This is a genomic window from Streptomyces sp. NPDC093984 (assembly GCF_044764595.1).
Taxonomy (GTDB): domain Bacteria; phylum Actinomycetota; class Actinomycetes; order Streptomycetales; family Streptomycetaceae; genus Streptomyces; species Streptomyces cynarae.
The window spans coordinates 715,288-727,257 of record NZ_JBIWIM010000001.1; the positions used below are offsets into that span (position 1 = coordinate 715,288).

At 74.1% G+C, this 11,970-nt stretch carries 10 protein-coding genes; 7 read left to right on the forward strand and 3 right to left on the reverse strand.

Going from position 1 to position 11,970, the window contains the following annotated elements:
• The first annotated feature begins 1 nt into the window (after window position 1).
• The 4 genes from pcaG to ACIRC0_RS03385 all read left to right on the forward strand — a co-directional run bounded on the left by pcaG (window position 2) and on the right by ACIRC0_RS03385 (window position 3,915).
• Complete coding sequence (gene pcaG / locus ACIRC0_RS03370; RefSeq protein WP_403610563.1) at window positions 2–607, forward strand: protocatechuate 3,4-dioxygenase subunit alpha; 606 nt, start codon at window positions 2–4, stop codon at window positions 605–607.
• Window positions 604–1,935 carry a 3-carboxy-cis,cis-muconate cycloisomerase gene (gene pcaB, locus ACIRC0_RS03375; protein WP_403610565.1) on the forward strand — a complete coding sequence of 444 codons (1,332 nt, stop codon included), beginning with the start codon at window positions 604–606 and terminating at the stop codon, window positions 1,933–1,935. The genes pcaG and pcaB overlap by 4 nt, the downstream gene beginning before the upstream one ends.
• A complete protein-coding gene (gene pcaD / locus ACIRC0_RS03380) occupies window positions 1,932–3,059 on the forward strand; it encodes a 3-oxoadipate enol-lactonase (RefSeq protein ID WP_403610568.1) in 1,128 nt (375 codons plus the stop codon). The genes pcaB and pcaD overlap by 4 nt, the downstream gene beginning before the upstream one ends.
• A gap of 64 nt (window positions 3,060–3,123) precedes the next feature.
• Entirely contained in the window at window positions 3,124–3,915 is a 792-nt protein-coding gene (locus ACIRC0_RS03385) for an SDR family NAD(P)-dependent oxidoreductase (RefSeq protein ID WP_403610570.1), read from the forward strand.
• Window positions 3,916–4,001: 86 nt separating this feature from the next.
• On the opposite strand, the gene ACIRC0_RS03390 is transcribed toward ACIRC0_RS03385, so the two are convergent.
• Window positions 4,002–6,686 (reverse strand): ATP-binding protein, encoded by a 2,685-nt coding sequence (locus ACIRC0_RS03390; protein ID WP_403610573.1) that lies wholly within the window; start codon window positions 6,684–6,686, stop codon window positions 4,002–4,004.
• Between the two features lie 425 nt (window positions 6,687–7,111).
• Between ACIRC0_RS03390 and ACIRC0_RS03395 the strand changes: the two genes are divergently transcribed.
• Window positions 7,112–8,152 (forward strand): DUF2510 domain-containing protein, encoded by a 1,041-nt coding sequence (locus ACIRC0_RS03395; protein WP_403610575.1) that lies wholly within the window; start codon window positions 7,112–7,114, stop codon window positions 8,150–8,152.
• A gap of 174 nt (window positions 8,153–8,326) precedes the next feature.
• Here the strand turns inward: ACIRC0_RS03395 and ACIRC0_RS03400 are convergent, their stop codons facing one another.
• Entirely contained in the window at window positions 8,327–8,941 is a 615-nt protein-coding gene (locus tag ACIRC0_RS03400; RefSeq protein ID WP_403610578.1) for a TetR/AcrR family transcriptional regulator C-terminal ligand-binding domain-containing protein, read from the reverse strand.
• Between the two features lie 203 nt (window positions 8,942–9,144).
• On the opposite strand from ACIRC0_RS03400, the gene ACIRC0_RS03405 reads away from it, so the two are divergent.
• Both ACIRC0_RS03405 and ACIRC0_RS03410 read left to right on the forward strand, forming a co-directional pair.
• Window positions 9,145–9,972, forward strand: coding sequence for a phosphatase PAP2 family protein (locus ACIRC0_RS03405; protein WP_403610581.1), 828 nt, complete (start codon window positions 9,145–9,147; stop codon window positions 9,970–9,972).
• A complete protein-coding gene (locus tag ACIRC0_RS03410; RefSeq protein ID WP_403610584.1) occupies window positions 9,969–10,916 on the forward strand; it encodes a hypothetical protein in 948 nt (315 codons plus the stop codon). Before ACIRC0_RS03405 ends, ACIRC0_RS03410 begins: the two co-directional genes overlap by 4 nt.
• 68 nt (window positions 10,917–10,984) lie before the next feature.
• Here the strand turns inward: ACIRC0_RS03410 and ACIRC0_RS03415 are convergent, their stop codons facing one another.
• Window positions 10,985–11,929, reverse strand: a complete 945-nt coding sequence (locus ACIRC0_RS03415; protein ID WP_403610587.1) for a phospholipid scramblase-related protein — start codon at window positions 11,927–11,929, stop codon at window positions 10,985–10,987.
• Between the last annotated feature and the right edge of the window lie 41 nt (window positions 11,930–11,970).

The following is an 11,970-nucleotide window of genomic DNA, read 5'->3' on the forward strand; positions in this document are numbered from 1 at the left end:
CATGACGAGGATCGACACGAGCAGGCCGGAGAGCGTGCTGCCCACCCCGTCGCACACGGTCGGCCCCTTCTACGGGTACGCGCTGCCGTTCCCGGGCGGCGGTGACATCGCGCCGGTCGGCCACCCGGACACGATCACCCTCCAGGGGTACGTCCTCGACGGCGAGGGCAACCCGCTGCCGGACGCCTTCGTGGAGCTGTGGGGCCCGGACCCGCAGGGCGCGGTCCCCACCACCGACGGCTCGATCCGGCGCGACCCGGCGACCGGCGGCTACCTGGGCCGCAACGGGGTCGAGTTCACCGGCTGGGGCCGCGTCCAGACCGATGCCAACGGCCACTGGTACGCCCGTACGCTGCGGCCGGGCGCCCGCGGGCGCAGCGCCCCGTACATCAGCGCCTGCGTGTTCGCGCGCGGTCTGCTGATGCACCTGTTCACGCGGATGTACCTCCCGGGGGACGAGGCGGCGCTCGCCGCGGACCCGCTGCTCGCCCAGCTGGAGCCGGAGCGCCGCGACACGCTGATCGCGGTGGACGGGGGCGACGGCACGTACCGTTTCGACATCCGCCTTCAGGGCGAAGGCGAGACGGTCTTCCTGGAGTTCCGGTGACCTCTGCAGAGTCCGGCACCGGCCTGCTCGCCCCCGGGTGGGCCGGCTCCCCCGCCGCGTCCACGACGAGCGACACCGCGTATCTGCGGGCGCTGCTCGACGCGGAGGCGGCACTGACCCGTGCGCAGGCCGGGCTGGGGCTGGTCCCCGAGGAGGCGGCTACGGCGGTGGCCGCGGCGGCCCGCTCCGGTCGCTTCGACGTCCGGGACATCGCGCTGCGGGCCCGGGACGGCGGCAATCCCGTGATCCCGCTCGTCGCCGACCTGACGAAGGCGGCCGGAGAGGAGTACGGGCCGTACGTCCACCGGGGCGCCACCAGCCAGGACATCCTGGACACCGCGACGATGCTGGTCGCCGCGCGCACGCTGGACCTGGTCCTGGCCGATCTGGAGCGCACGCAGGAGGCGCTGGCCCGGCTCGCCGCCCGCCACCGGGACACGGTCCTGCCCGGGCGGACGCTCACCCAGCACGCGGTGCCGACGACGTTCGGGCTGAAGGCGGCCGGCTGGCGGTCACTGGTGCTGGACGCCCGGGACCGGCTACGGGCCGTGCGCGACGGGCTGCCCGCTCAACTGGGCGGTGCGGCGGGCACGCTGGCCGCGTTCACCGCGTACGGTGCCGAGGATCCGACGGCGCTCGTGGCCGCGTACGCACGGGAACTCGGCCTCCGCGCACCCGAGTTGCCGTGGCACACCCTGCGCACCCCCATCGCCGACCTCTCGGGCGCGCTCGCCTTCACGGCCGGGGCACTGGGCAAGACGGCCACGGACGTCCTCACCCTCTCCCGTACCGAGATCGCCGAGGTCGCCGAGGGCGCGGGCGGCGGCTCCTCCGCGATGCCGCACAAGGCGAACCCGGTACGGGCGACACTGATCGCGGCGGCCGCCCGGCGGGCACCGCAGCTCGCGGCCACCCTCCACGGGTCACTGGCCGCCGAGGACGAACGCCCGGCCGGAGCCTGGCACGCCGAGTGGGAGCCGCTGCGCGACCTGCTGCGGCTGGTGGGCGGCGCCGCGCACGACGCCGCGCACCTGGCCGAAGGCCTCCGGGTGGACACGGATGCCATGCGGGAACACCTCGGCCTCACCCACGGGTTGATCGTCTCCGAGCTGCTGGCGGCCCGGCTGGCTCCCGTGCTGGGCCGCGCCCGCGCCAAGGAGCTGCTCACGGAGGCCGCCCGGCGCGCCCGCACCGGGGGCCGCGCGCTCGCCGAACTCCTCGCCGAATTCACCGAGTTGCAGGACGTCGACCTCGACGCCCTCACCGACCCGGCCCAGTACACCGGCTCCGCGGGAGCCCTCACCGACCGTGCCCTGGAGCGCTCGTGACCGACAAGCTGCTGCACCACCGCATCGAGGGTCCCGCCACCGCTCCCCCGCTGATCCTCGGCCCCTCGCTCGGCACCTCGTACGCCCTGTGGGACGCGGTGGCACCCGAGTTGTCCGTCACGCACCGGGTGATCCGCTGGGACCTGCCCGGCCACGGAGGTTCGGCCCCGGACCTCGTCAGGCCGGGCGCGACGGTCGGCGACCTGGCCGAACTGGTCCTGGAGCTCGCGGACTCGCTGGGCGTCGGCCGGTTCGCGTACGCCGGCGTGTCGCTCGGCGGCGCGGTGGGGCTGCACCTCGCCGTGCACCACCCCGAGCGGATCTCGTCACTGGCCGTCATCTGCTCCTCCGCCCACTTCAACGGCTCCAAGCCGTGGGAGGAACGCGCCGCCCTGGTAGGCCGCGAGGGGCTGGCGCCGGTCGCCGCGACGGCGGACTCCCGGTGGTTCACGGCCGGGTTCACGGTGCCCCGGCTGGTGCAGGACCACCGGGAGGCGGATCCGGACGCGTACGCCGCCTGCTGCGACGCGCTCGCCGCGTTCGACATCCGTGACCGGCTGGCGTCGATCACCGCACGGACGCTGCTGATCGCGGGCCGCCAGGACCCGGCGACGCCGCCCGCGCATCTGCGGGAGATCGCCGACGCGGTGCCCGGCTCCGCGCTGGTCGAGATCCCGGGCGCCTCGCACCTGGCGCCCGCACAGTGCCCGAAGGCCGTCCTGGCGGCACTGCGCACGCACCTGACCGGAGCCCCGGAGCGCGGCATGGAGGTGCGCCGCCAGGTCCTGGGCGACGCCCACGTGGACCGGGCGCAGGCGCGCCAGACCCCCTTCACCGCGCGCTTCCAGGACTTCATCTCCCGGTACGCCTGGGGTGAGATATGGACCGACCCGACGCTCTCCCGTCGCGAACGCAGCATGATCACGCTGACGGCACTGGTCGCCCACGGCCATCACGAGGAGCTGGCCATGCACGTTCGGGCGGCCCGGCGCAACGGTCTGACACCGGAGGAGATCGGCGCGGTGCTGCTGCAGACGGCCGTCTACTGCGGGGTGCCGGCGGCGAACTCGGCGTTCGCGGTGGCGCAGCGGGTGCTCGCGGAGGAGGAGGCCGCCGGAGGGTGACCCTGCTGGTCGTAGCTTCAGCAGCACCCCTCACAGCCCGCCCGCGCGTGCCTAGGGTGGAAGCATGTCGACTGTTCTCATCACCGGTGCCACCTCCGGACTCGGCCGGTACGTCGCCTTCGAACTGGTCCGTTCCGGACACGTGGTCCTCGCCCACGGGCGCGACGCGGGCCGCACCGACCGGCTCGTCGCGGAGTTGCGCACCGAGGGTGAGGCGCACGGCTTCGTCGGCGACCTCGCCTCGCTCGCCGAGGTGCGCCGGCTCGGCGACGAGGTCGCCACGGCGCACCCCGGGCTGGACGTCCTGATCAACAACGCGGGGGTGGGCGGCGGCGCGCCCGGCTCCGGGCGCGAGGTCAGCGCCGACGGCCACGAACTGCGCCTCGCGGTCAACTATCTGGCGCCGGTCGCCCTCACCCGCGCCCTGCTGCCGGTGCTGCGGCAGAACACCCCCGCCCGGATCGTCAACGTGGGCTCGGCGGGCCAGGAGCCCGTGGACTTCGACGACCCGGAGCTGACCCGCGGCTACAGTGGCGTCTCGGCGTACTGCCGCAGCAAGTTCGCACTGGCCGCGCACACGTTCACGCTGGCGGAGGAGCTCCAGGGCACGGGAGTGTCGGTGAACGTCCTGCACCCCGCGACCTACATGGACACGGCGATGGTCCGCGAGGCGGGGGTCACTCCCTGGAACACGGTGGCGGACGGGGCGGCGGGGGTGCTGGCGCTGGCGACGCAGGAGGTGGGCAGCGGCGGCTACTTCGACGGAACCAGCCCTTCACGGGCGCATGACAGGACGTACGACCGGGAGGTGCGCAAGCGCCTGGAAGCGGTCACGGATCAGCTACTGGCCCTGTAGGGCCTGTTGCGAAGGCCCCGCCTGTCCCCGGGGGACGACGGGATTTTCGCAACAGGCCCTAGACACGCCCCGCAAGGGGCGCGCGGTCACGGTGCTCCGGCGGCTTCCAACGCGTCCCGGGCCCGGACGGTCAACCCGTCCGCCCCGCAGGACTCCGCCAGGGAAAGCCCCCGTTCGAGTTCGGGCACCGACCTCGTGGCGATCCCGTACTCGACCAGCGCGGCGGCGTGTTCGTACTGGCAGGGCGAGGCCTCGAGGTACGTCACGGCCTGCCCGGCCAGGCGCACCGCACGCTGCCCGGTCTCCAGCGCGGCAGCCACCCGAAGGGCCTCGCCGATGGCCGTGTCGGTGCCCAGGAGCTCGGCCTGCCGGCGGGCAAGGGCGGCCAGATCCGCCGCACGCCGCGGATCGTCGGTGGCCAGTGCCCGCGCGAGGTCCCCCGCCCAGGGGGCCAGCACCGTGTTGTGGCCGCGCCCCGCGCACGCCTTCTCCGCGGCCTCCAGCTCGCCCACAGCCTCCTCGGTCCGCCCGACGGCGAGGAGCAGCCGGCCGCGCACGGAACGGGTGTCGGGCAGCACGATCGTGGACGGGTACGGAGGTGCGAAGCCGTACCGCTCGGCGAGGGACCAGGCCTCCTCGACGTGCCCGCGGGCGAGCAGCGTGTCGACCAGGCCGCAGGTCGCCGACCAGTACAGGGGCAGCCCGCGCCCGACGCGCTCGGCGAGGCGCAGCGACTCGCGCAGGGAGGCCTCCGCGTCCCGGAGCCGTCCGCGCCTGCGATGCGCGAGTCCGACGTAGGCGTGGGCCAGGGCGAGATGACCGCCGCTCCAGCCGGCGGACTCGTATGCGCGCAGGCCCTCGGTGAACAGGCTCTCGGCCCGGTCGAGCCGGTCGCTGTAGGCGTACGCGCTGCCCAGCATCAGCAGCAGTTCGATGCCCCACTCGGTGTCGGTCCAGCCGAGTCCCGGGGCGAGCCGGCCGTTGACGAGGGCGCGGTCGCACACTTCCACGACCTCCTCGGCGTTCTCGCCGTGGGTCATCGCGTCGAAGCCGCGCAGGATGAGCAGGGCGCGCTCGGAGTTGTCCCTGCCGGTGCAGGTGCGGGCGAGTTCGGCCAGCTCGCGGGAGCGTGCCGGGGAGTCCTCCTCGGCCGCGTGGATGCTCTCCCACATGTAGTGGACGGCCTGCAGGCGCATCCTGGAGGGGCCCGGTTCGAGACGGTCGGCCTCCTCGTCGACGGTGCGGATGGCGTCTTCGAGCTGGTCGTTGTGCAGCAGGGCCTGGGACAGGCGGTGGACGGCGTCCACCCGGTCGTCGCCTTCCAGGCCCGGCATGGCCAGGGCGGCCTGGAGGTAGTCGATGGTGGTGGCCGGTGAGGTCAGCAGCGTGGCACAGCCCAGTTCGTAGAGCACGTACGGGTGGACCTCGGGCGTCGGCGGTTCGGCCAGGGCGCGCTCCAGACAGCGGCGGGCCGCTTCGGGGGCGCCGACGGCGAGGTGTTCGCGCGCCGCCTCCCGCATCTGCTCGACCAGTTCCTCGTCGTCGTCCGGGTGGACTTCGAGGAGGTGGCGGGAGGCGGCCGCCGCGCCGAGCCCGGAGTCGGTGACGACCCGCGCGGCGATGCCGTGCATGGCGGTGCGCAGGCCGTCGGGGATCGAGCGGTAGACGGCGCTGGCGATCAGCGGGTGGACGAACTCCAGCTCCGCGCCGTCCGTCCGGCGGCCCGCCGCGTCCGGTGCGGTCAGGATGCGGGCCGCGCTGAGCAGTTCGGCGCAGCGGGCGGCCTCCTCGGGGCGCATGGTGGCGAGCTCGGCCACCAGGTCCAGGGTGATGCCGGTGCCGAGGATCGCCGCGGCCCAGGCGAACCGGGTGGCGTCGATGCCGAGGCCCTCCAGGCGGGCGACGAGGCCGTTGCCGCGGGCCGAGCGGTTGAGGTCGCGCAGCTCGGCGCACGATGCCTCGACCGGCTCGAGCTGGCTGTCCTGCACCTTGGCGAGCAGTTCGACGGTCTCGTACGGGTTGCCGCCGGTCACGGCCCACACCTCGCGGCAGAACGGGGCGTCGGCGTGCGCGCCGACGGTGGCCCGGGTGAGTCCGGCGGTCGCCTCGGGGGTGAGCGCGCTGAGGGTGCTGACCGGGCGGCGGGCGGTCGCGGTGATCGCGTCGAGGTGGCGGGCGCCCTCGCCGGACGCCTCGCCGGGGCGGAGGGCCACCACAAGGAGCACGCGCAGGTCGGCGAGGCGTTCGCAGCAGGCGGCCAGCCAGTGCAGGGTCTCCTGGTCGGCCCAGTGGGCGTCGTCGACGATCAGGACCAGCGGCCACTCCCGCCGGGCGAGCCGGGAGACGACCTCGACCAGGCCGTCGCACACGCCCTGCGGGTCGGCCTGCCGCTCTCCGGGGTCGGCTATGCCGAGGGCGGGGCCCGCGACCTCGTACCAGTCGCCCAGGTACTCCCGCGCCTCCTGAGGCATCAGGGACAGGAGCACGGGCTGGAGCAGTTGCCGTACGACGTTGAAGGGCACGGACGTGACGGTCTCTCCGCCGCGCGCCCACCAGACCGCGCAGCCGCGCTCCTCCGCGATGCGGCGTGTCTCGGCGAGGAGCGCGGTCTTGCCGATGCCGGCCTCCCCGCTGAACACGAGCAGACTCCCCGACTCCGAGGGCGACGCGTCGTCGCTGAGCGCGTCGACCGCCTCGGTGATGACGGCGAGTTCCGCGTCGCGTTCCCACAGGGAAGCCGAGGCGGCCGCGCCGGGCCGTGCCTCCGTCATCCCGGTACCTCCCCAGGTCGCCCAAACGACGTACGGACATCGAGCCTAGCCCTCCCCGCGCCCCGGTGGAGGGAGGTCGGAGCACCTGTTGCCGTGACGGGTGACACGCGGGACCCCGGGGCGACGCGATCGGGCGCCGACCAGGCCGGGCGCGGGTAATAGGACGTCAAAGTCCGTGCGGAGCAAGCGCGTTCTCCACCTTCGCGGCGACGGCCGGGTTCCACGTGACGTGGCGCCGTGCGGCAGCTTCGAGCCCGGCACGCGGACACGCGGCGCCGCGGGCCGGCCGGGCGCCGCCGCGCCCGGCCGGTCGGGCGGTCGGGCAGTCGGGCAGTCGGGCAGTCGGGCAGTCGGCTCACCGTGGGTGGGGTGCCCAGGTCGGGCGCTCTCATCTGCCTTTCACTCCCGCCTCATACCGTGGGGGCATGACGCAGGTGACTCCTCCCGGGTGGTACCCCGACCCGGGGCAGACAAGTGACGGGCCCGCCACCGAGCGCTGGTGGGACGGCAAGGCGTGGACGGACCGGGTCCGCCCCGTGGACGCGGGCGCCTCGTGGGGTCCACCGGAGCAGCCGCCGGTCGCCGGCGCGTATCCGGGCGAGCCGTTCGCCGCCGCCCCCTACCCCGGTGCCGGGCCCGCCCCGGCGCGGCACGGGGTGCGGACCGGGATAGCCGTGGCGGCGGCGATCGTGGTGCTGGCGGGCATAGGCGGCGGTGTCTACGCGCTCACGGCCCAGGACGGCGGGAGCGGCCGCTCCGCGGGTGCCCAGGGCCCGGGCGGCCCGGGTGGCTTCGGTGGCCAGGAAGGCCAGGGCGGCCAGGGGGGCCAGGGCGGTCCGTTCGGCGGGCAGGGCGGGCCCTTCGGCGGTGGTTCCGGAGGTTCGGACGGTCAGACGCCCGCGCCCGGTCGGTCCAGGCAGCCGGGGACCGAGGACGGGTACGCCAGCGACCCGTTCAACGGCATCAGCATCCCGGTGCCCGCCGGGTGGACCGGCCAGACCGTCGAGGGCGGGGCGGCCGTCCAGTCGAGCGACACCTACAAGTGCCCCGGTGACACCTCGAAGACCTGCAACACCGGCGGGGCCTACTCGGCCTCTGCCGAGCAGCAGGGGCTGACGGCCACGACCGCTCGGGCGGCGGCCGAGCAGGACATCGCCAAGAACGCCGAGGAGTCCTACGGCGGCACGTCCTACGGCGGGATCACCTCGCACCAGGTGCTGGCCTCGGAGGCGGTGACCGTGGCCGGGCAGAAGGGCTACATGGTCCGCTGGAAGGCGGTCACGGCCAAGGGCACGGACGGCTATGTCGAGTCGCTGGTCTTCCCGTCGCCCGCCGACTCCCGGCAGCTCGTCGTCGTACGCTTCGGCCTCGACGCCGGGTCCGGCGCGCCCAAGCCGTCCGTCCTGGACCAGATCACCAAGGGCATCAAGGAGTCGTCGGCGGGCGGCGCCGGACAGAAGGTCTAGGGGTTTCCTGCGGGGACGAAACCCCGGCCGCCCCGGCCGATGCGATGCGGCCGGGCGGGGCTCCCCTCCGCTCTGGAGGAGCCCCGCCCGGCCGGGGATGCGCGCCGCCCCCGTCCCCACGGTGCGGCGCGGTCGGGCCGACGTCCGGTCATCCCACGGACGGCGACCCGGTCCTCAGGTGAGTCCCAGCGACGGGAGCACCACGGCCTCGACGAAACGCGTGAGGTACTCCTCGTCCGCGTACTCCCCCTCCAGCAGGGGGCGGACCCGCATCACGCCCAGCACTTGCGCGGGGACGTACTCCAGCGCCGGATGACCGGCGGGCACCTCCCCGCGCTCCACACCACGGCGGACGATCTCCTGCAATGCCCTGACCTCGGGCTCGACCAGTGCTTCGCGCAGCGCCTGCGCGAGCTCCGGGTCCTGCATCGCGGCGTGGCCGAGGGCCTGGTGGAGCTTGGTGTCCCGGCGCGACCACTCGGCCGCGGCCCGTGCCACCGCGCGCAGGTCCCCGGCGAGCGAACCGGTGTCGACGCCCGCGAACCGCGGGCAGCGACTGGCCCTCAGGGCGGCGGCCACGAACTGCGGCTTCGTCTTCCACTGCCGGTACAGCGTCGACTTGCTGCACCGGGTGACGGCGGCGACCCCCTCCATGGTGACCGCGTCGTAGCCGCATTCGCGGATCTGCTCCAGCACGGCGTCGAAGAACTCCTGCTCGCGCTCGGGCGTGAGCTTGGAGCGGCGCGAGGCGGCCGCCGACTGCGGTACCTCCGCTGCCTGCGACGTCATGGCTTCTGCTCCTCGGTCGTGGTGCCGGCCGCGTGGGCCGCTTCACACCAGTGTATCGATACGCCAGTGTACCGGTACGCGAGCGTATCGGTACACTGGCGTATCGATGAGCCTTGGACAGGACCCACCCCTGTGTCGAGTGGGTCCCCTCCTGGGCTCACCACACACCACCCCACACGTACTGTCAGCAAAGGGGGGCGGGGATGGATTCCCGCACCGAGCCCGAAGGAGAAGGGGCAGCCGCGATACACCGGCCGCCCCTCGTCCGCGAGCTCCTTCTCGTCGCCGGGCTCTTCCTGGTCTACAAGTTCGGCCGGCAGCTCGCGAACGGCCACACCGCGGAGGCGTTCCACAACGCGCACCGCGTCTGGGACTGGGAGCGCGCGCTGCGGCTGCCGGGCGAAGGTGCCGTGCAGTCCGCACTGCTGCACGGCGACACCCTCGTCCGCGCCGCGAACCTCTACTACGTGGCCGTGCACTTCACGGCCACCGCGGCGTTCCTGGTGTGGCTGTACCTGCGGCGGCCGGACCACTACCTGTGGGCCCGCCAGGCCCTCGCCCTGGTCACCGGCGCGGCGCTGGCGCTGCACCTCACGTTTCCGCTCGCCCCGCCGCGGATGCTCCACCTGGCGCACCTGGTGGACACCGGTCAGCTGTACGGGCCGACGGTGTACGGGGCGAAGCCCGCGACCGACTCGATGGCGAACCAGTTCGCCGCCATGCCCTCGCTGCACTTCGGCTGGGCGCTGATGGTCGCGATCGGCCTGATCGCGGCGACCCGGTCCCGATGGCGGTGGCTGTGGCTGCTGCATCCGCTGGTCACGCTGCTCGTGATCGTCGGCACGGCGAACCACTACTGGCTCGACGCGGTCGTGGCGGCGGCTCTGCTGGGCATCGCTGTGGCCGTGGTCCCCAGCCCGTCGGCGAAGCCGCGGGAAATCGCGCCGGCGGCGCGGCGCGCGGTGCCGGCGGCGAGGTCCGCGGAGCCCAGGACCGCCGACGGCCACGGTCTGGTGGGGGCCGGGCGATGAGCGCCGCCGTCCTCGCGATCGTCCTGTCCCTGTTCTCCGCGGTCGCGTACGCGGCGGCCGCCGTGGCACAGGAGCGGCTCGCCGCCCGGGAGAGCGGGACCGGTGTGGTCCGGCTGCTGGTGCGCGGCGCCTGGTGGTGGTCGGTCGCGCTGAACGCCTCCGCCGCACTGCTGCACGTGGCCGCCCTCAAGTACGGACCGCTGACGCTGGTGCAGCCGCTCGGCGCGCTCACCCTGGTGGCCGCGGTGCCGCTGGGGGCGCGGGCGGCTGGGCGCCGCGTCCGGGGGGTGGAGTGGCGGGGCACGGCCCTGACGCTGCTCGGTCTGGCCGCGCTGCTGGTGACGGCGTCCGGGCCGGAGCCGGACGAGGTGATGAGCCTGCCCGAGGCGCTGGCCGTGGCCGGGGCGACCACCGCCGTGATCGGCGTGCTCTCCCGGCCTGGCGCCCGCCCGGGACTGCGGCACGCGACCGCTTCCGGCTTCGCGTCCGGTGTCGCCTCGGCGCTCACCCAGACCGTGACGGTGGCGGCGACGGACCGCTCCGCTGCGCCGCTGAGCGCGCACGTCGTCGTGGTGGCGCTGCTGGTGGCGCTGTTCGCGACGGCCGGCCTGCTGCTGTCGCAGACCGCGTACCGGGACGGCCTCGGCGCGCCGCTCGCCCTCGTCACCCTCGCCAACCCGCTCGCGGCGGCGGTGATCGGCCTCAGCCTGCTGGGCGAGCGCCTCCAGGGCGGCGCGGCAGGTCTGCTCCTCGCGGCGGCGGGCGCGGGCCTGGCGTCCTGGGGCGTGGTGACGCTGTCGCGGTCCGGCCCGGCCACCCCGGCCCCGGTCGACGACGACCACCCGGTCGCCGCGGTGCTGGCCCTGGAGCCCGGGCCGGCCCCCTGCGAGCCGTCGTTGCCCGCTCAGCGGCCGGCCGCGCCGGAGCACCTGACCGCCCTGTGAACACACCGGTGGCCGGCACGTGTACGCACGTGCCGGCCACCGTCGTTCTCCGTCTTCGCTCCCGCGGCTCAGCCGAGACCGCGGGAGTCCTGCTTCAGCGCCGTGTCCACGGTCAATGCGGTCGCCACCACCAGGCTCAGCAGCGGCTCGGGCAGTTGGTAGTGGATCTGCAGGACGTAGTTGTCCGCCGTCGTGAACATGGTCTTCGCCAGGCCCTCCCAGGTCTTGGTGATCCGGGCGACCTCGTTCTCGGCGTGGTCGATGATCGCGAAGTTCCAGGCGCGCCAATTCTCCGCCTTGATCGCGCCGACCTGCCGGCCGTCCACGTTCATCGCGAAGTGGATCTTCCCGATCATGTTCTGCTGGACGATCTCGCCCACGACCTGACCGTCCGGGCGCTCGACGACCACCCGCGACTTGAAGACCTTCGCGGGCCGGGTCAGCACCAGCTGCGGCTGCCCGTAGGCGTCGCGGATCTCCAGCTTGTGGGTCATGAACTGGTCGAGACTGGAGACGAAGCGCACCGCCTTCTTCAGCGCGCTCTGCCCGACCTCCGTGACCGATCCGATCTGGTTGCCGTTCTGGTCGAAGACGCTGTACTCGTTCGTCAGCTCGATCAGCTTGGCCTTCTGGTTCACGACCAGCACCGGTTCGGTGAACAGCGTGCCGCCGCCGGGGCCGCTCGGGGCGGCCCCGGCCTGCTGCTGCACCTGGTGCTGGACGCGCTGATCGTGGGCCGCGGCCTGGTGACCGTACGGCTGCTGGCCATGGGGCTGCTGGCCATACCCCTGCTGACCATGGGGCTGCTGACCGTACGCCTGCTGACCGTGTCCCTGCGGACCGTGCGCCTGCTGCGCCGCGGGCGCCTGTTGCGGCGCCTGCGACGCGGACTGGGCCTGCTGGTCGGCGTGGGTGTGCTGCGTCCACTGCGAGCCGTCCCAGTAGCGCAGCGTGTGCGGTGCGCCGTGGGGATCGGGGTACCAGCCTGCAGGCGTGTTCGAATACGTGGTCACCGGGGCACACTACCGCGAGCCGGCCGGAAACCCACCGGCAC